Annotated in this window: 23 protein-coding genes; 5 read left to right on the forward strand and 18 right to left on the reverse strand. The window is 76.7% G+C overall.

Features of this window, described 5'->3' with window-relative positions; all coding sequences use genetic code 11:
• The first annotated feature begins 175 nt into the window (after positions 1-175).
• Positions 176-1609, forward strand: a complete 1434-nt coding sequence (locus BLQ97_RS12030) for a glycosyltransferase family 39 protein (RefSeq protein WP_245692102.1) — start codon at positions 176-178, stop codon at positions 1607-1609.
• A gap of 1 nt (position 1610) precedes the next feature.
• Here the strand turns inward: BLQ97_RS12030 and BLQ97_RS12035 are convergent, their stop codons facing one another.
• The 6 genes from BLQ97_RS12035 to BLQ97_RS12060 all read right to left on the reverse strand — a co-directional run bounded on the left by BLQ97_RS12035 (position 1611) and on the right by BLQ97_RS12060 (position 7829).
• Entirely contained in the window at positions 1611-2288 is a 678-nt protein-coding gene (locus BLQ97_RS12035) for a glycosyltransferase (protein WP_091366098.1), read from the reverse strand.
• A complete protein-coding gene (locus tag BLQ97_RS12040) occupies positions 2285-3148 on the reverse strand; it encodes an NAD-dependent epimerase/dehydratase family protein (RefSeq protein ID WP_091366099.1) in 864 nt (287 codons plus the stop codon). The genes BLQ97_RS12035 and BLQ97_RS12040 overlap by 4 nt, the downstream gene beginning before the upstream one ends.
• Positions 3145-3942 carry an aldolase/citrate lyase family protein gene (locus BLQ97_RS12045; RefSeq protein ID WP_245692104.1) on the reverse strand — a complete coding sequence of 266 codons (798 nt, stop codon included), beginning with the start codon at positions 3940-3942 and terminating at the stop codon, positions 3145-3147. The genes BLQ97_RS12040 and BLQ97_RS12045 overlap by 4 nt, the downstream gene beginning before the upstream one ends.
• A gap of 211 nt (positions 3943-4153) precedes the next feature.
• A complete protein-coding gene (locus tag BLQ97_RS12050; protein ID WP_091366101.1) occupies positions 4154-5215 on the reverse strand; it encodes an ABC transporter ATP-binding protein in 1062 nt (353 codons plus the stop codon).
• Entirely contained in the window at positions 5212-6708 is a 1497-nt protein-coding gene (locus tag BLQ97_RS12055) for an ABC transporter permease (protein ID WP_245692105.1), read from the reverse strand. Before BLQ97_RS12055 ends, BLQ97_RS12050 begins: the two co-directional genes overlap by 4 nt.
• Positions 6709-6803: 95 nt before the next feature.
• Positions 6804-7829, reverse strand: a complete 1026-nt coding sequence (locus tag BLQ97_RS12060) for an iron ABC transporter substrate-binding protein (protein ID WP_245692106.1) — start codon at positions 7827-7829, stop codon at positions 6804-6806.
• A 110-nt stretch (positions 7830-7939) separates the two neighbouring features.
• Here BLQ97_RS12060 and BLQ97_RS12065 point away from each other — a divergent pair, with 110 nt between their 5' ends.
• On the forward strand, positions 7940-8380 hold the full coding sequence (locus BLQ97_RS12065) for a GNAT family N-acetyltransferase (protein ID WP_175471699.1): 441 nt from the start codon (positions 7940-7942) through the stop codon (positions 8378-8380).
• 9 nt (positions 8381-8389) lie between these two features.
• Here BLQ97_RS12065 and BLQ97_RS12070 read toward each other — a convergent pair whose 3' ends face one another.
• Complete coding sequence (locus BLQ97_RS12070) at positions 8390-8878, reverse strand: hypothetical protein (RefSeq protein WP_091366103.1); 489 nt, start codon at positions 8876-8878, stop codon at positions 8390-8392.
• 56 nt (positions 8879-8934) lie between these two features.
• Here BLQ97_RS12070 and BLQ97_RS12075 point away from each other — a divergent pair, with 56 nt between their 5' ends.
• Positions 8935-9363 carry a MarR family winged helix-turn-helix transcriptional regulator gene (locus BLQ97_RS12075; RefSeq protein ID WP_091366104.1) on the forward strand — a complete coding sequence of 143 codons (429 nt, stop codon included), beginning with the start codon at positions 8935-8937 and terminating at the stop codon, positions 9361-9363.
• An 8-nt stretch (positions 9364-9371) separates the two neighbouring features.
• On the opposite strand, the gene BLQ97_RS24225 is transcribed toward BLQ97_RS12075, so the two are convergent.
• Positions 9372-9911 (reverse strand): DM13 domain-containing protein, encoded by a 540-nt coding sequence (locus tag BLQ97_RS24225; RefSeq protein WP_091366105.1) that lies wholly within the window; start codon positions 9909-9911, stop codon positions 9372-9374.
• 71 nt (positions 9912-9982) lie between these two features.
• Between BLQ97_RS24225 and BLQ97_RS12085 the strand changes: the two genes are divergently transcribed.
• Entirely contained in the window at positions 9983-10366 is a 384-nt protein-coding gene (locus BLQ97_RS12085; RefSeq protein WP_091366106.1) for a PaaI family thioesterase, read from the forward strand.
• 25 nt (positions 10367-10391) lie between these two features.
• On the opposite strand, the gene BLQ97_RS12090 is transcribed toward BLQ97_RS12085, so the two are convergent.
• On the reverse strand, positions 10392-10760 hold the full coding sequence (locus BLQ97_RS12090; RefSeq protein WP_139173587.1) for an LppU/SCO3897 family protein: 369 nt from the start codon (positions 10758-10760) through the stop codon (positions 10392-10394).
• A 113-nt stretch (positions 10761-10873) separates the two neighbouring features.
• A complete protein-coding gene (locus BLQ97_RS12095) occupies positions 10874-11113 on the reverse strand; it encodes a hypothetical protein (protein ID WP_139173589.1) in 240 nt (79 codons plus the stop codon).
• Between the two features lie 154 nt (positions 11114-11267).
• Between BLQ97_RS12095 and BLQ97_RS12100 the strand changes: the two genes are divergently transcribed.
• The gene (locus tag BLQ97_RS12100) at positions 11268-11549 is read left to right on the forward strand and encodes a DUF427 domain-containing protein (RefSeq protein WP_091366109.1); all 282 of its coding nucleotides are present in this window, start codon (positions 11268-11270) and stop codon (positions 11547-11549) included.
• 10 nt (positions 11550-11559) lie between these two features.
• Here the strand turns inward: BLQ97_RS12100 and BLQ97_RS12105 are convergent, their stop codons facing one another.
• From BLQ97_RS12105 to BLQ97_RS12130, 8 genes are all read right to left on the reverse strand, one after another.
• The gene (locus BLQ97_RS12105; protein ID WP_091366110.1) at positions 11560-11985 is read right to left on the reverse strand and encodes a hypothetical protein; all 426 of its coding nucleotides are present in this window, start codon (positions 11983-11985) and stop codon (positions 11560-11562) included.
• Positions 11986-12101: 116 nt separating this feature from the next.
• The gene (locus BLQ97_RS12110) at positions 12102-13079 is read right to left on the reverse strand and encodes a hypothetical protein (RefSeq protein ID WP_091366111.1); all 978 of its coding nucleotides are present in this window, start codon (positions 13077-13079) and stop codon (positions 12102-12104) included.
• Positions 13080-13215: 136 nt separating this feature from the next.
• Positions 13216-13359, reverse strand: coding sequence for a hypothetical protein (locus tag BLQ97_RS23320; protein WP_175471700.1), 144 nt, complete (start codon positions 13357-13359; stop codon positions 13216-13218).
• A gap of 98 nt (positions 13360-13457) precedes the next feature.
• On the reverse strand, positions 13458-13598 hold the full coding sequence (locus BLQ97_RS23325; RefSeq protein ID WP_175471701.1) for a hypothetical protein: 141 nt from the start codon (positions 13596-13598) through the stop codon (positions 13458-13460).
• A 125-nt stretch (positions 13599-13723) separates the two neighbouring features.
• On the reverse strand, positions 13724-14188 hold the full coding sequence (locus tag BLQ97_RS12115; protein ID WP_091366112.1) for an NUDIX hydrolase: 465 nt from the start codon (positions 14186-14188) through the stop codon (positions 13724-13726).
• 31 nt (positions 14189-14219) lie between these two features.
• The gene (locus BLQ97_RS12120) at positions 14220-14684 is read right to left on the reverse strand and encodes a hypothetical protein (protein ID WP_091366113.1); all 465 of its coding nucleotides are present in this window, start codon (positions 14682-14684) and stop codon (positions 14220-14222) included.
• Between the two features lie 148 nt (positions 14685-14832).
• Positions 14833-15462 carry an isochorismatase family protein gene (locus tag BLQ97_RS12125; protein ID WP_245692107.1) on the reverse strand — a complete coding sequence of 210 codons (630 nt, stop codon included), beginning with the start codon at positions 15460-15462 and terminating at the stop codon, positions 14833-14835.
• Positions 15463-15562: 100 nt separating this feature from the next.
• Complete coding sequence (locus tag BLQ97_RS12130; RefSeq protein ID WP_091366114.1) at positions 15563-17440, reverse strand: hydantoinase B/oxoprolinase family protein; 1878 nt, start codon at positions 17438-17440, stop codon at positions 15563-15565.
• Between the last annotated feature and the right edge of the window lies 1 nt (position 17441).

The raw sequence follows: 17441 nt of genomic DNA on the forward strand, positions 1-17441 counted from the left end.
GCGTGCAGCCGACGCCGCACCGCCAGCTCGTGCGCGGTGTCCCGCCGGCCCTGCCGGCGGAACCGCGCCCGCACGACGTCCGATGACGGCGGCGGAGCGGGATCCAGCACGCGGACCACCCTGCCCGGCGCCACCGACGATCCGCGCGAGGAAGGGTCGCCTACCCTTCCTCCCCGTGACGACGACGGCGCCCCGGCCGGTCGGGGCGCCACCGGCCGCACCGGTCGCCCGCTGGCGGCCGGTGGAGCTGCTCCCGCCGCTCGTGCTGGTGCTGCTGGCCGCCGTCCTGCTCGCCCCGGGCCACGGGCTGTGGTTCGACGAGCTGTTCACCGCCGAGGTCGGCCGGCGCCCGCTCGCCGAGATCCTCCGGGCGATCGTCACCGGCGAGGGGACGACGAGCTACCTCGCCGACGTCCCGCCGTCCTACAACGCGCCCTGGTACGTCGTCGTGCACGCCTGGGTGTCGCTGCCCGGGCTGGGCGGGGACACCTCGCTGCGGGTGCTGTCCGTGCTGGCCACCGCCGGCGGGCTGGCGCTCGTCACCCGCGCGGGGACCCGGCTGGCCGGGCGGCCGACCGGCGTGCTGGCCGGCCTGGTCGTGGCGACCGCACCGCTGCTGCTCGAGCAGGCCGTCGAGGCGCGCAGCTACGGCCTGGCCGTGCTGGCCACCGGCGGGGCGCTGCTGGGGTTGGTCCGCTGGCTGCAGGAGCCGCCCCGCGGCCTCCTGCTGTTCGGCCTGGCCGGGGCCGGGATGGGCCTGGCGCACTGGTACGCGGTGACCGTGCTGGCCGCCTTCGTCGTCGCGGCGCTGCTGCTGCGCGGGCGGGCCGCCGTCCGCGTCGTCGCCGTGGGCGCCGCGGCGGTGGTGCCCACCCTCGGCCTGGTCGCGCTCAACCTGCTCAACGGCACCGGCGCGCGCAACGCCGAGCACCTGCGCGACACCGGCGGGACCTTCCCCGGCCTCGCCGCCGAGGCCTGGGCCGGGGGCCGCACGCCACTGCTGTACCTGACCGTGGGGCTGGCGGTGGTCGGCGCGGTGCGCGGCGCCGGCCTGCGCGTCGTCGGCGCCTGCTGGCTGCTCGTGCCGCTGCTGCTCCTGCTCGCCGGGGAGCTGGTCCGGCCGGTCTACCACCCGCGCTACCTGCTCGCCGGGCTCGTCGGGCTCGGCGTGCTGGCCGCGGCCGGCGCCACCGCCCTCCCCCGCGGCGCCCGAGCACCGGTGGCCGCCGCGCTGGTCGGGCTCTCGCTGCTGGCCGGCTCGCCGCTGGCGGTGCGGGAGCCGCGCGAGCGCTCCGACGACGTGGTGGCCGCGATCGCCCGGCTGCAGCGCCCCGGCGAGCCGGTGGTCGCCGCCGACCAGCGCTCCGCGCTCGGCCTCGACCACTACGTGCGCACGCTGGCACCCCGCCTGCGGCCCGACGTCGTCCTGCCGCCCGACGACGCGCCCGCCGACGCCGACCGCGTGTGGCTGGTCCGCCGCCTGGTCGACGGCGAGCCGGTGCCCACCGACGACGACGCGATCCTCGCCGGCGCCGGCCTCTCCCTCGCCGACGAGCGCTCCTTCCCCGCCACCCGGACCGACCTCGTCCTGCAGCTGTGGACCCGGTGAGTCAGCGCCGCCGCGCCGCCCACCACAGCGAGCGCAGCGACTGGCGCAGCCGCGCCCCCGCCGTCCACGCCGAGGCACCCTCGGGGCGGCGGTCCCGCGTCACCGGCACGCTGGCCAGCGGCCGGCCGGCCCGGCCGGCGGCGAGCACCACGCTGGGCGCGTCGCCGGCCAGCACCAGGTCGACGACGGCCGAGCGCACCTCCGGGCCGAGCGCGAGGAACGCGCCCGCGTCGGGCGGCAGACCGGTGAGTCGGGCGGCCAGCCGGCGGTGCAGCGTCCCGGTGAGCCGCCGCACCGGCGACTCGTAGCGGCCGCGCCGGCCGGCGAACACCGCGCCGACGTCGCCGCGCGCGAGCCGGTCGAGCAGCAGCGGCACCGCCTCGGGCGGGTCCTGCAGGTCGGCGTCCAGGCACACCCAGACGTCGGCGTCCTCGGCGAGCAACCCGGTGGCCAGCGCCCGGTGCTGACCGAGGTTGACCGTCAGCCCGGTGACGCCGATGCGCGGGTCGGCGGCCAGCTCCGCGGCCACCGCGAGGCTGTCGTCGGGCGAGGCGTCGACCACCAGCCGCAGCCGCCAGTCCCGGCCCGCCAGCGCGGTGGCCAGCCGGTCGGCCAGCGGCCGCAGCGTGGCCGCGTTGCCGTACACCGGGACGACGACGGCGACCCGCGGCCCGCTCACCGCTCCTCCGCCGCCCAGGTGCGGGCCAGCCCCTCCTCCAGGCCGACCGCCGGCTCCCAGCCGAGCGCCGCGCGGGCCGCCCGCGGGTCGCACACCCAGTCGGCGGTGTCCCACGACCGGCCGGGGTGCCCGCCCGGCGCGGTGGCGACCGGCCGGCCGGTGACCCGCTCGGCGGCGGCGACGAGCTCGGGGACGTCGGTCTGCACGCCGGTGCCGACGTTGAGCACCGTGCCGGGCGGCAGGTCGTCGGCCAGCGCCGCCCGCACGCAGGCGTCGACGACGTCGCCCACCCACACCCAGTCGCGGCGGCTCACCCCGGCCGGCAGCGGCACGGTGCCGCCGGTGCGGGCGGCGGCCAGCACGACCGGCACCAGCCGGGTGGGGTGGTCGCCGGGGCCGTAGACCTGGAAGGCACGCAGCACCGCGGCGCGCACGCCGCGCTCGGCGGCGGCGGCCTGCAGCAGCAGCGACCCGGCGGCCTTGGTGGCGCCGAAGAAGCCCCGGGGGCGCAGCGGCGCGTCCTCGGCCAGCGGCGCCGGTCCGGCCGCGTACTCGGTCGAGGAGCCCAGCCGGACCACGGCGCGGCAGCGGTCGGGCAGCGCGTCGACCAGCCAGGGGCTGGTGTTCACCGCCACGGTGGCGGCCCGCTCGGCCGGCGTCCCCTTGGCCCGGCCGGCGGCGAGGGAGAAGACGACGTCGGGGTCGGCGGCGCGCACGGCGGCGGCCGCGGCGACCGGGTCGGCGAGGTCGACGTCGGCGCGGGTCAGCCCGGTCACCGACCAGCCGTCGGCGCGCAGCCGGGCGACCAGGTGCCGGCCGACGAAGCCGCCGGCGCCGGTGACCAGCGCCCGGCCGCTCACGCCGGCAGGGCCACCGGGACCGGGGACCCGGCCGACTCCACGGCGGCCACGAAGTCTGCGCGCCGGTGCGCGACCGCCAGCGGGTCGGCGAGGGTGAGGTCGGCCAGGGCGGCGCGCAGCCGCGGCACCTCGCGGAAGGGGTCGCGGCCGGCCAGGTCGGCGGTGAACGAGCGGCGCAGGAAGGTGAAGTCGGTGCCCAGCCGCACCAGCTCGGCGGCCAGCAGGTCGCCGGGGACCGGGAAGCCGCGGCCGGGCAGCGTCAGGCCGCCCACGCCGAAGGGCTGCCGCACGTGGGCGCGGACGGCGTCGACCGTGCCGTCGACGAGCGGGCGGAATAGCTCGTGCGACCGGCGGTCGATGCGCAGGTCGTTGAGCCCGACGTAGAGGCGCGACAGCGGCCGGCGGGCCAGCTCGGGCACCCGGTCGACGGCGTCCTGGGTCTCCACGAGGATGCCCAGCCCGCAGCGGCCGGCGACCAGGTCGAGGGTGCGGTCGACCTCCTCGGGGGTGCGCACCATCGGCAGCAGCAGCTCGTCGGCCCCGCGGGCGACCGCGTCGTCCACCTCGGTCGCCGTCCACGGGCCGTAGCCGTTCACGCGGCACAGCAGCCGGCCGTCGGTGGCCGCGCGCATGCGGGCGAGGTCGTCGACGGTGTCGCCGTTGATCTGGGTGCCCTCGCCGGCCTGACGGCGGTGCTTCCCGCGGCGCTCCCAGTCGACGACGACCCCGGTCGCGCCGGCCGCCACGACGTCGCGGCCGAGGGCGGCGTCCACGGTGAAGAGGTACAGGTCCACGGTGGTGAGCTTAGGCACACCTAACTCCCGGGCAGCACCCAGGTCGGCGCGCGCGGTGGTGTGCACCCCCGGCGCGTCGCGACGGCAGGCGGCGCCGCGACCGCACACCACCGGTCGGGACGCGCGTCCTCCCGCACCGCAGCGTGTCCTACCCGACCGCCCACCGTCGGGTAGGACACGCCATGATCAGGTGACCTGATCGTGGCGCGCCTCAGGCGGGGGCAGGCGTCGAGGCCGGGGTCGGGGTCGACGTCGGGAAGGGCACCGCCGTCCCGGAGACGGCGACCGCGACCTCGGCGCCGGTCAGGGGCAGGTCCCCGCCCTCGGTACGGGCGCTCACCCGGCGACCCGAGGGCAGCTCGAGCTCCACCCGGGCGTCGTGGCCGTAGAAGTCCACCGCGCACACCCGCGCGCGCGGCCCGGGGCCGGCCGACAGGCGCAGCTGCTCCGGCCGCAGCAGCACCCGCACCGGCCCGTCGGGGCAGTCCCGGCCGAGCACCAGCTCCCCGAGCTCGGAGGCCACCCGCCCGCCGACGGCGTCCCCGTCGAGGACCACGGCCTCCCCCACGAACGCGGCGACGTCGAGGTCGCGGGGGTCGCGGTAGAGGGTGCGCGGGTCGGCCAGCTGGGCGAGCACCCCACCGCGCAGCACCGCCACCTGGTCGGCGGTCGACAGCGCCTCGGCCTGGTCGTGGGTGACGAGCACGGCGGTGGCACCGGTGGCCCGCAGCGCCTCGACGACCGCGCGGCGGGTGTCCTCGCGCAGGGACGCGTCGAGGGAGGAGAACGGCTCGTCGAGCAGCACCAGCGAGGGCTCGGGCGCCAGCGCGCGGGCCAGTGCCACCCGCTGCTGCTGGCCGCCGGAGAGCTGGTGCGGTGAGCGGTCGGCCAGCCCGGCGTCCAGTCCGACCAGGGCCAGCAGCTCCGCCACCCGGCCGCGGTCGCGGCGCAGCCGGCGGGGCAGGCCGAAGGCGACGTTGCCGGCCACCGTCAGGTGCGGGAACAGCCCGCCCTCCTGCGGCACGAAGCCGATGCCGCGGCGCCGGGCGGGCACCGGGCGGCCGGCCCCGGCGACCACCCGGCCGCCGAGCTCGACGGTGCCGGCGTCGGGGTCGTCGAAGCCGGCGACGATCCGCAGCAGCGTCGTCTTGCCGCAGCCCGAGGGCCCGAGCAGCGCGGTGGTGGTGCCGGCCGGCACGTAGAGGTCGACACCGGCCAGCACCGGGGTGCGGCCGTAGGACTTCGTCACACCGGTGACGGTGAGCGCGCTCATGTGGTCAGACCTCGTCGGACGTCTCGGGAGAGCAGCACCGTGGCCGGTGCCGAGAGCAGGACCATGACGACGGCGTAGGGCGCGGCGGCGCCGTACTCCAGGGCGCTGCTGGCCGACCAGAACGCCGTCGCGAGCGTGGTGGTGCCCGTGGGGGCGAGCAGCAGGGTGGCGGTCAGCTCGGTGACCACCGCGAGGAACACCAGCGCCGCGCCGGCGCCGATGCCCGGCGCCAGCAGCGGCAGGGTGACCCGCCACAGCCGGGCCGGCGCCGAGGCGCCCAGCGAGGCGGCGACGTCGTCGTGCAGCGGCGGGGACTGCTCCACCGCCGCGCGCACGGTGACGATCGCCCGCGGCAGGAACAGGATCGCGTAGGCGGCCAGCAGCACCGGCACGGTCTGGTACAGCGCGGGCACCAGCCGGATGGACACCGTCACCAGGGCCAGCGCGATGACGATCGCCGGCACCGCGCTGCCGAGGTAGGTGCTGCGCTCGAGCAGGGTGGCCACCGGACCGCGCCGGCGCACGGCCAGCCAGCCGGTGGGCAGCGCGCACACCGTGGTGACGACGGCTGCTGCGGCGGCCAGCGCCAGCGTCGTCCCCGTGGTGGTGGCCAGCGTGGCGACGTCGAGACCGGCGGAGGTGCCGGTGGTCATCCAGCGCACCAGGCTGACCAGCGGCACCCCGACCGACAGCGCGACCACCGCGGCCAGCGCGAGCAGGGCCGGCGCGGCGAGGGCGCCCAGGCGCACCGGACGCACGGTGCGGGCCGCGCCGGCGCCGGTGCGCGCGTAGCCGCGGGCACCGCGCAGCCGGATCTCGGCGAGCAGCAGCACCAGGCAGAGCAGCACGAGGACGCCGGCGAGCATGGTCGCGCCGGGCCCGTTGAACGTGGCGCGGTACTGGTCGTAGACGGCGGTGGTGAAGGTCGGGTAGCGCAGCATCGCCAGCGCGCCGAACTCGGCCAGCACGTGCAGGGCCACCAGCAGGGCACCGCCGAGCACGGCCACCCGCAGCTGGGGCAGCTGCACCCGCCGGAACACCCCCCACGTCGACAGGCCCAGGCCGCGGGCGGTGTCCTCCAGCGCCGGGTCCAGCCCGCGGAAGGCGGCGACCGCGGGCAGGTAGACGAACGGCGAGTACGACAGCGAGACCACCAGCAGCGCCCCGCCGTAGGTGTCGAAGCCGGGCAGCAGCGAGATCCACGCGTAGCTGGTGACGAACGCCGGCACCGCCAGCGGCGCCACCAGCAGCACGTGCCACACCCGGCGACCGGGGACCGCCGAGCGCTCGACCAGCCACGCCGCGCCCACCCCGAGGACCACGCAGACCACGACCGCGCCGCCGACCAGCCGCACGGTGTTGACCAGCAGCTCGGCCACCCGCGGGCGGAACACCAGCTCGACGATCCCGCTCCAGCCCACACCGGCGGCCGCGACCACGATGTGGCCCAGCGGCACCAGCGCCAGCGCCGCCACCGCGGCGGCCAGCAGCACCGTTCCCGGCGAGCGGCGCAGGGTCCCGGGCGCGCGCCGGCCCCGGGACGCCGCGAGGGCGGGCGCCCCGGGGTCCGGGAGGACGGGTGCGGCGCTCAGAGCAGACCCACCTCCTGCATCAGCTCGGTGACCCGGTCCTGGTCGAGCGAGCCCGGGTCCACCGCGGGGGCGCCGAGGGTGTCCAGCGGCGGCAGCACCTCGGCGGAGGCCACCCCGGTGCCGACGGCGTACTCCAGCGCCGAGCTCCCGGCCAGCCGCTGCTGGGCGTCCCGCGCGGTCAGCCAGGCGACCAGCTGCTGGGCGGCGTCCTGCTGGTCGGAGGAGGCGAGCACCCCGGCGCCGGAGACACTGAGGAAGGCGCCCGGGTCGCCGTTGCCGAAGAGGTGCAGCGCCGCGTCGTCGCCCTTGAGGCCCTCCTCGGCCTGGTCGCGGTACCAGTAGTAGTGGTACATGACGCCGGCGTCGATCTCGCCCTCGTCGGCGGCGACCATGACCGCGGTGTTGCTCTGGTAGACGTTCGCGTTGCGCTGCAGGCCCTCGAGCCAGGCGCGGGTGGCGTCCTCGCCCTCCAGCGCCAGGACGGCGGCGACGATCGCCTGGAAGTCCGCCCCGCCGGCGGCGATGCCGATGCGGCCCTCCCAGGCGGGGTCGGCGAGGTCGAGGATCGAGGCCGGCAGCTCGGCCTCGGGCAGCTGCGCCGGGTTGTAGACGAGCACCGTGGAGCGCGCGGCGAAGCCGGTCCAGGTGCCCGAGGAGGGCCGGAACTGCTCGCCGACCTGGTCGAGGGTCGCCTGGTCCAGCGGCGCGAGCAGGCCCTCCCGGTCGAGGACGTCGATCGAGGGGCTGTTCTCGGTGAGGAACACGTCGGCCGGCGAGGCCTCGCCCTCCTGCACGATCTGGTTGGCCAGCTCGGCGTCGTTGCCGTCGCGGAACTCCAGCTCGATGCCGGTCTCGTCGGTGAAGCCCTCGACCATCGTGCGCACCAGGCTCTCGTGCTGGGCGCTGTAGACGGTGAGCGTCTCGGCGTCCGAGGCACCGGCGGTGTCGCCGCACGCGGTGAGGCCCCCGGCGAGAGCGAGGGCGGTGAGAGCGGCGGCGGTCGCCCGCGCGGGCCTGGTCACGGGAGGTCCTCCAGCAGAGGTCGACGGCTGTGCGGTGTGGCAGCCCAGGGTAGGCACACCTAAACAGACCATGCTCTCGCCGGGACAGCCCGCTCCGCTAGAAACGGGGCGTGACCCCTCCCGCGCTGCGCAGCGCCCGCCTCGCCGAGCTGACGCCGTTCGAGCTCTACGCGCTGTGCCGGCTGCGGGTGGACGTCTTCGTCGTCGAGCAGCAGTGCCCCTACCCGGAGCTCGACGGCCGCGACTGCGAGCCGGCCACCGTGCACCTGTGGCTCGAGGAGGACGGGCAGGTGCTGGCCACCCTGCGGGTCCTCGACGACGGCGACGCGCGCGCCATCGGCCGGGTGGCCACCGCCGCGTCCGCCCGCGGCCGGGGCCTGGCCGCGCGGCTGGTCGAGGCCGGGATCGCGCTGTGCGCGGGCGCGCCGGTCACGCTCGGCGCGCAGGCGCACCTGGAGGGCTGGTACGAGCGGTTCGGCTTCCGGCGCAGTGGGCCCGGCTACGTGGAGGACGGCATCCCGCACGTCCCCATGCGCCGCGAGCCGGCCTGACGGCCCGGGTCAGGCCCGCCGGCGGATCCGCCCGAACGGCTTGGCCACCGACAGCACCAGCGTGGTGACCAGCACCGCCGAGGCCGCCGACGAGTTGCGCACCAGCGCCCAGCGCTCCCCCGCCGTCGGCGGCGGGCCGGCGAGCGCGGCGTCGGCGGCACCCGCGAGCGCCGGCACGAGGACGACGAGCGCGAGGACCGCACCGGCGGCCGTGAGCACCAGCTTCAGCGCGACCCACCAGTGGCGCACCAGGCCCCACCGCGTCAGGGCGCCGAGCAGCACCCCGGTGGCGAGGGCGGCGAGGGCCAGCGGCACCAGCAGCACGGTGCCCACCAGGTGCGCCGCCGGGTAGACCGTCGCCGGGTCGCGGCCCGTGGCACCCGCGAGGTCGAGGGTGAGGACGGCGGCGTCGGCGCCCAGCAGCCCGACCGACGTCCCGACGTGCACGACGACCCACACCGTGCGCCAGCGCGGCGACAGCCGCGGGATCCCGGCCATGCCAGGACGATAGACGTCTCACAGTTAGACGTCTATCGGATCGCTACGCTGTCCCCGTGCCACAGCCGCAGGAGGAACCCGTCGGGCTGGCGGTCACCCGGACCTCGCGCACCCTGGCCCGGGCGTTCGAGCAGGCGCTGGCCGCGGCCGGCGGGTCGACGCCGACCTGGCTGGTGCTGCTCTCGGCCCGGACCGGGTCGCACCGCACGCAGGCGGAGCTGGCCGCGGCGGTCGGCGTCCGGGGCCCGACGCTGACCCACCACCTCGACGGCATGGAGCGCGCAGGGCTGGTCACCCGCGCGCCGGTCCCCGGCGACCGGCGCGGGCAGCGCGTGGTGCTCACCCCCGCCGGCGAGGAGCTGTTCCTGCGGCTGCGCGAGGCGGCGGCCGCCTTCGACCGGCGGCTGCGCGCCGGCCTGGCCGAGGCCGAGGTGGCGCAGCTGCGGCGGCTGCTGGCCACCCTGGCCGGCAACGTCGCGGACTGAGGCAGCCCTCAGGTCGCCGTCGAGGGCCGCAGGTCGGCGGCGCCGAAGGCCGCGTCGAAGCGGTCGCACCAGACGACCACGCTGGTCCAGGCGGTGGCGTCGACGTCCTCGGGCACGGCGTAGTTCTGGTCGCCGACGTTGCCCTTGAGCGGGCCGAGGTCGACGAACTCGTCGTCGAAGGCCGCCTCCTCCCCCTGGGCGGTGTTCTGCGAGAGGTAGACGTAGAGCGCCGGGCCGTTGGAGGTGGCGAAGCCTTCCAGGCGGACCACCACCTGCCCGTCGGGCAGGGCGACCACCCGGGCGGTGCCGGTCGTGTCGTGCTCGCGGGAGACGAACGTGCCCGTGGCCAGGTCGACCGGGCCGGGCGGCGCCGCAGGGGCCGGCTGGCCGGCACCCGCGGACGGCGGCGCGTCGGCCGACGGCAGCGCCTCGTCGACCCGCTGGTCGTAGAACAGCTTCTGCGGCTGGAACCAGACCAGCGCGACGGCCGCCAGCAGGACCGCCCCGACCGCCGCCAGCCCGATCCACGTCCGCCGCCGCGCCGTCACGGCGGCGCACCCTAGCCGCGCGCCGCCCGGCTGCGGGGTGTCCCGCGCACGGCACCGGGTACCGCCGGCGCATGGCAGACGACGCGACGGTCGGCGGGTTCGCGGGACGGCTCGGTGCGGCCCTGCAGGAGGCCGCCGACGGCGCGGCGGTGCTGGCCTTCGACGTCGGCGACGAGCACCTCAACCCGGCCGGCACGCTGCACGGCGGGGTGGTCGCCACGCTGGTGGACACGGTGATGGGGCAGGCGGTGCGCACCACGACCGGCGACGGCGAGGTGCCCGCGACCAGCCAGCTGACCGTGACCTACCTGCGGCCGGGCCGGCCGGGGCGGCTGGACGTGCGGGGCAGGGTGCGCACCCGCGGCGAGCACCTCACCATCTGCGAGGCCGACGTCGAGCAGGACGGCGAGACGGTCGCGCACGCCGTCGCCACGTTCGCGCTGCTCGACCGCTGAGCCGTCCGCCGGCGGGCGGCGCCGGTCAGACCGGCTCGACGCAGTAGACGGTGCCCTCGCCGCGGTCCCCGCCGCGCCACAGCGCCCGGACGGCGGTCTCGAACCCCGCGCACAGGGTGGTGGAGGTGGCGGAGAACTCCTCCGCGGTGACCTCGTCGGCCCCGGTGCCGACGACGCGGTACTGCGCCTGGGAGCTGTCGCAGTCGACGGTGTCGACGGAGCCGGGCGCCTCCTGCTCGATGCAGTCGCCGACCCGGGGCTCCCCGAACCCGCCCAGGGTGACCGCGACGACGCCTCCTGCGACCGCCACCGCGGCCGCGACGCCGCCGGCCCGGCGACCCCGGCCCGCGGCTGCCGGACGGGGCGGGGTGCGGCGCTGTCCGGGGTGGGCCATGTCGAGCTCCTGCTCTCCGGCCGGCACCGGGTGCGGTGCCGGGTCGACCGCCGGGAGCATGCCACGGGGCCGCCGCGGCGCCCGGGAGGCCCGGCGGGCGGCGGCCGCGCCGGTCACACCCCGGCGGAGGCGGGCAGCGGGTCCTCGACGACGAGGGCGGCGCCCTGGGGGTCGTCGTCGTAGACCTCGTCGTCGTCGCCCGTGCCGCACTGGCTCACCAGGACGATGAACAGGAAGACGAAGACGACCAGGCCGGCGAAGGTGCCGAAGAACAGCGCCCGCCCGCGCTTGGGACGCGGGTGCATGCCACGACGCGGGTCCTCGGGATCGGGTGTCGTTCCGGGCGTGGACATGGCGTCTCCTCGTCGTGGGCGGTGGCTGCGGCGGGTGCGACCCGTGCCGGCGCGGGCGTCCGGTCGTGCACCCCTGACCGCTGCCATGCCCACCCCACCGGGTCTCACGCGTCCGCGGGTGCCGCCGGGCCCCGGCGCGGGGCACGATCGGCGCATGACCACAGCCACCTGGAACGGGACCGTCATCGCCGAGTCCGACGACATCGTCACCGTCGAGGGCAACGCCTACTTCCCGCGCGAGTCGGTGCGCGAGGACGTGCTGCGCCCGTCCTCGACGCACACCACCTGCCCGTGGAAGGGCGAGGCGTCCTACCTCACGCTCGAGGTGGACGGGCAGACCAACCCGGACGCGGCCTGGTACTACCCGCAGCCCAAGGCCGCGGCGGAGGAGATCACCGGCCGGGTCGCCTTCTGGCGGGGCGTCGAGGTCGGCTGAGCCCGGGCGTTCAGCCGGTCGGGCGGGCGCCGGCGAGCTCGCGGGCGGAGGCGGCCTCGTCGGGGGCGAGGGCCGCGCTGCGCTCCTGCTGCTCGATGGCCTCCTGGAAGCGGCTCCACGCCTCCGCGGGGGTGGTGTCGAGGGCGGCGGCGATCTGCTCCCAGGTGGCCCCGCCGCGCAGCGCGGCGCGGAAGCCGGTGAGCTGGCTGTCGTGGGCCTTGCGCGCGATGACCTCGCCGAGCGCGAGCAGCTCCAGCGACTCGGGCACGTCGAGGGAGGTGTCGTCGTCGAGCAGGCTGCTCCAGTCGTCGGCGGCGGTGTCGCGGACGGTGTTCAGGGTCGTGGCCCCGGAGTCCCGCCGGCTGAGGAAGTCGAGGCGGGTGGCGGCCGTCTGCAGGCTGAACTCCTGCTCGAGGGCCTGCGGCGTGATCTCCATGTCCTCCACCTTCCCCGACCCGGCCGCGGGGGTCCATCGGGTGCGACGGGGATCTCCCGGACGCGCGGAGGGCCCGCACCCGATCGGGTGCGGGCCCTCCACCGGGGTCCTGCGCGTCAGCTCTCGACGCCCACGGCCTCCTTGGCGACCGCGGCGAGGGCGACCTGGGCGGCGCTCACGACGCTCGACCGGTTCTTGTGGGTCTCCTCGTAGCGGATGATCACCCGGATGTCGTGCGGCTTGCGCAGCTCCTTGACGGCCTTGGCGGCGTCCGAGGTCGACAGCGAGTCGTAGCCCTTGATGGGCAGCTCGTCGGCGGAGACGTCGCCGAGCTCCTCGCGGGCGGCCTTGGCGGCGTCGGCGGCCTTGCGGTTGCCGTCGCGGCGGGCGATCCGCTCGGCCCGGCGCAGCGCCGCGCTGCGGCCGACGGTCAGGGTCTCGCGGACGGCGTCGGTGAAGGAGCTGGCCTTGTCCGCGGCCTGGCTGACCTCGTCCTCGACCCGCTGGCGGCGCTGCACGGCGGTGTCGAGCACCTCGTTCACGCGGTTGGCCACGAAGCGGTACGGGGCGTTGGCCGCGCGGGCGGCGACACCGGCGACGGTCTGGAACGGCGTCGGCTGCAGGGCGGCCGGGCCACCGAGGGCCTCCTCGGCCAGCACCACGGTCAGCCACTCGACGGTGGCCTTGTGGGCGGTGACCAGACCCTCGGCGAGGCGCTCCACCTTCGGCAGCTGCGCCCGCTGGGCCAGCACCTTGAGGTAGGTGGCGCGGTCGAGCAGCTGGTGCTCGAGGGTGAGGTCCTGCAGCAGGGCCTCCTCGATCGGCTCGGCCTGCTCGAAGGTGGCCTTGAGGACGGCGGACAGCCGGCCGACGGCGGGGGTGACGACGTCCGGCACGCCCCCGAGCTCGCGCAGCTCGGCGGTGATGAGGCGGGTGCGCTCGGTGGCGTTGTCGGCGTTCTGGGTCAGCTCGCGGCGGACGGCGTCGGTCCGGGCCTGGGACACGCGCGTGCGGGCGATCTGCTCCTCGGTCTGGCTGAGCAGGACGAGCGCGCGGAGCTGGTTGACGATCTTGGCGTGGGTGGTGTCGGTCATGACGGCGTGGACTCCAACGATCGGGGATGACCTGACGCCCTCTTCCTGCCCCACCGCTCCGCGCCGCTAACTCCTGCAAGCGGATTGCTAGCGGTGAGGTCGGTCACGCCGGGCCGCCCCGGCGGAACCGGACCCGCTACGGCCGGGGTGCCGCCGGCGGCACGGCCGGGCGCCGGCGGGTCTCCAGCCGCAGCACCGGCTGGGTGAGCTGGGCCAGGGTGGCGCAGCGGGAGCAGACCGGGCCGGGGTGGGTCTCGGTGGCGCAGGTGGTACAGGGCACGGGGTCTCCTCGCTCGGGGGTCGGTCAGGACCCGGGGCTCGGAATGTGTCACCCGTGGCGGGCGCGGTCACCGGTCGTGTGACGGGTGGGACGACTCGTCAGCGATCCGTCACCTGGAGGTCCCCCTCGCGCGCGGGGACGGCGGCCGCGGGGGACGTCCAGCGCGGACGCACCCGCACGACGGCGGTCGCGACCGGGCGGCGGACGAGGGCGGACGGGCCGGTGGGGTCGGTGCTCACGGGGGCCTCCGGAGGTCGGGAGCGCCCGAGGGTGGCAGCCCGCGACGCCGCCGGACAGGCACCGGCACGGCGGTGGGACGAGATGTCACGCGATCGCCTCACCCCGTTCCCCCGGACGGTGCGCGTCAGCCGCCGAGGAAGTCGAGCAGGCGCTGCAGGTAGGGCACCTGGCCCGCGACGAGCCGGGCGCGGGCCTCCGCCACGCCGAACCAGGCGGCGCGGTCGACCTCCGGGAACTCCTGCACGCGACCCGACCGCGGCGGCCACTCCAGGGCGAAGGTGTTGCTGCGGATCGCGGTGGCGTCCAGGTCGCCCTCCGCCGCCCACACGGTGAGCACCTTGCCGCCGGCCCGCAGCTCGCCGAGCGGGACCAGCTCCGCCGCCGGGACGGGGCTGCCGAGCTCCTCCTCGAACTCCCGGTGCGCCACCGCGAGCGGGTCCTCCCCCTCGGCGTACTCGCCCTTGGGGATCGACCAGGCGCCCTCGTCGCGGCGCGCCCAGAACGGGCCGCCCATGTGCCCGAGCAGCACCGACACTCCCCCGCCGGGCTCGCGCCGGTACAGCAGGACCCCCGCGCTCCGCCTCGGCACCCGCCCACCCTGGCACGGCTCGACCGGCTCCTCAGGGGCAGCGCGGGGAGCCGTTGCCCCGGGCGTGCTCGCTGTTGCCGGGGGCGTCGCACGGCGTGGCCTCCGGCGCCGGGGGTGGCGGTGTCGTGCTCGGCGCGGGCGGCGGGACCGGCGCGGGGACCGGTTCGGTCGCTGCGGCCGGCTCGACGGGCGCCGGCGGCGGGGCCGGCGTGCTCGGTGCGGGCGAGGGCCGCGCGGGGGGCGGGACCTGCCGCGTCGGCTCCGTCGGGTGCGCGGTCGGGATGCCGGCGGCGCCCTCGCTACCGGTGCCCGGCCCCGCGCCGGGGGCGACGAGGAGGGCGAGCGCGACCACCGCGAGCAGCGCGACGGCGGCCGCGAGGACCAGCCGGCGCCGGCGCAGGGGCGTCCGGGGTGCCCGGTGGCCGCCCGGGACCGGGAGGACGAGGGTGTCGGCGTCCTCGGGACCGTCCGCGGCGGGACGGGGGCTGCTCGGCATCCCCGCGACCGTCGCACGGCGCGGCCGGTGTCCGGGGGCGCCGGGCCGGGTGGGGCGGACAGCGGCCGTCCGGCCGGTCCCGTCCGCCCCACCCGTCCCGTGGGGGGGCGGCGCCTCCCGAGGGGGGACACCCGGGAGGCGCCGCCGTCTACGTGGGGCGCTGGAGACAGGCCAGCGCCCCGGCCAGGTCGACCACGTCGGCGTACTTGGCGTCGAGGTCGGCGAGGTTGTTCTCGTGCAGCGCCGGGGTGCGGTCGGCGCACGCCTGGCGCACCACCTGCGGGCGGAAGCCCGAGTTGAGCGCGTCCATCGCGGTGGCCCGCACGCAGCCCGACGTGGACACCCCGGCGACCACCAGGGTGTCCACCCCGAGGCCGAGGAGGGTCGGCGCGAGCGTCGTGCCGAAGAAGGCCGAGGCGTACTGCTTGACCACCACGGGCTCGCCCGGGGCCGGCTCGAGCGTCAGGTCGCCCCAGCCGCCGGGCGCGTCCTCGGCGAAGGCGGCCAGCGCGGGCACCTTGCGGGCGAACAGGCCGCCGTCGGCCATGCCCCGGGTGTAGCGGACCGCCGTCCACAGCACCGGGTGGCCGTGCGCGCGGGCCGCCGCCACCAGCTCCGCCGCCGCCGCGACCGCCGGCCCGGGGTCGGGCAGCGCGAAGGGCCCGCCGGGCTCGGTGTAGGCGCGGCACAGGTCGATGACCAGCACCGCCGGTCGGGCGCCCCAGCCGAGCCGGCCGGAGAACGCCGTCCCGTGCGGCCCGGGCTCCGGCACGCTCACGGCGCACCCCGGGGGCGAGATCGCGCGATCTCGCACGCACCTCGGGGCGCGGGCGGGCGAGATCGCGTGATCTCGACGGGGAGGACGGCGGCGGGCACGGTCACGCCGACGTCCACACCGGGCGGCGGGGCGCGGGCAGGCCGGTCTCCTCCTCGCAGCGGGCCAGCAGCTCCTCCACCGGCGGGCCCATGTCGAACACCGGCAGCTCGGCCGGGCGGTCGGCGCGCAGCTGGTCGCGCATCGTCTCGGTGGCCTCGACGTCGACCTCGCCGTCCTCGGTGACGCAGACGCCGTACCGCTCGGCACCGCGGTGGGTCACCAGGCCGCGGCGCACCTCGCGGGCCACCAGCTCCGGGTCGCGCTGCAGCGGGTCGCCCCAGCCCCCGCCGCCCCAGGTGACGAAGTGCAGCACGTCGCCGGGGTGCACCGGCACGCCGTGGCACTTGCTCGGCAGCACCTCGCGGGTGCCGTCGGCGCGGTCGATCCACTTGCGGCCGCGGGCGCCGGGCTCGCCGCCGTTCACTCCCCACGGGTAGGTCAGCCAGCGGTCGTCGTGGATGGCGATCTCGCCGGGCTCCTCGAAGACGTAGGCGACGTCGACGCCGTTGCCGCCGCGGTGCAGGCCGGCGCCCCCGGTGTCGGGCACGGTCTCCCACGTCTCGATCCGCAGCGGGTAGTAGGACTCGAGGTACTCGCAGGGGATGTTGACGAAGCTCGGCCACAGCGAGTGCCCGTCGGGCCCGTCGCCCAGCGGCCGGCCCGGGATGCCGCCGAAGCCGATCGAGTAGAGCTGGAACCACTCGCCCTTCCGCTCACCCGACGAGTAGTGCCCGGAGTACATGAAGTGCGGCGAGGAGGAGAACCCGGCGGCGTTGAGCAGCGCCGGGTTCGTCTGCCCGAGCAGCCCGCCGAAGAGGTCGAAGACCCGCCCGATGCCGTGGTTGCGGCCGTTGAGCGCCGCCGGGTGCGCGGGCTTCCAGTAGGACCCGTCCGGGATGGTGACGTCGACGAGCGGGTAGAAGCCGTCGTTCCACAGGATCTGCGGGTCGGCGACGGTGATCATGTAGATCCCGAAGAACATCCGGGTCAGGTTCTCGTTGATGTAGTAGTTGATCGGCCCGGCGGCCTGCGGCGAGGACCCGGTGAAGTCCAGGTGCACCTTCTCGCCGGTGCGGGTGAGCGAGAGCTTGAGCTCGTAGGGGCCGTTGCCGACGCCGTCGTCGCAGATGTAGTCGGTGAACGACAGCGTCCGCCCCTCCTCGAACACCGCCTGCAGCAGCACCTTCATCGCGTCGTGGTTGCGCTGCAGCAGCGCGTCGAGGGCCGAGAGGTAGGTGGCGGTGCCGAACCGCTGGCACATCTCCACCACCCGGCGCGAGGCGGTGCGGCAGGCGGCGACCAGGCCGTTGAGGTCGGCGCGGTTCCAGTCGGGCATGCGGACCTGGTTGAGGATGATCCGCAGCGCGTCGTCGTTGAGCACGCCCTTCCGGTAGAGCTTGAACGGGGGTATCACCACCCCTTCCTCGTAGATGGTGCGGGCGTCGGTGGGCATGGACGACGGCGTCTTGCCGCCGACGTCGGACATGTGCCCGAACATCGACGCCCAGCCCACCACCCGGCCCTCGTGGAACACCGGCATGACCAGCAGCCAGTCGTTGGCGTGGCTGATCGCCGCGCCGCACGCGTAGGGGTCGCTGGTGAGCAGGACGTCGCCCTCCTCGACGGTGTCGTCGAAGCCGTCGAGGAAGTCGGGGATGGACAGGCCGAACTGGCCGACGACCATCTTCCCGCTGGGGTCGCCGATGAGCGGGAACTCGTCGTGCTGCTCGCGGATGCCCGGGGACAGCGCGGTGCGGAACAGCACCTCGTCCATCTCGTAGCGGGCGTTGCGCAGCCCGTTCTCGATCAGGTCGAGGGTCACGGGGTCGACGTCGACCCGCTCGACGGTGCCGGTGGCGGTCTCGACGATGCGGGCCATG

It is taken from the genome of Geodermatophilus telluris (genome assembly GCF_900102745.1).
Classification (GTDB): Bacteria; Actinomycetota; Actinomycetes; order Mycobacteriales; family Geodermatophilaceae; genus Geodermatophilus; species Geodermatophilus telluris.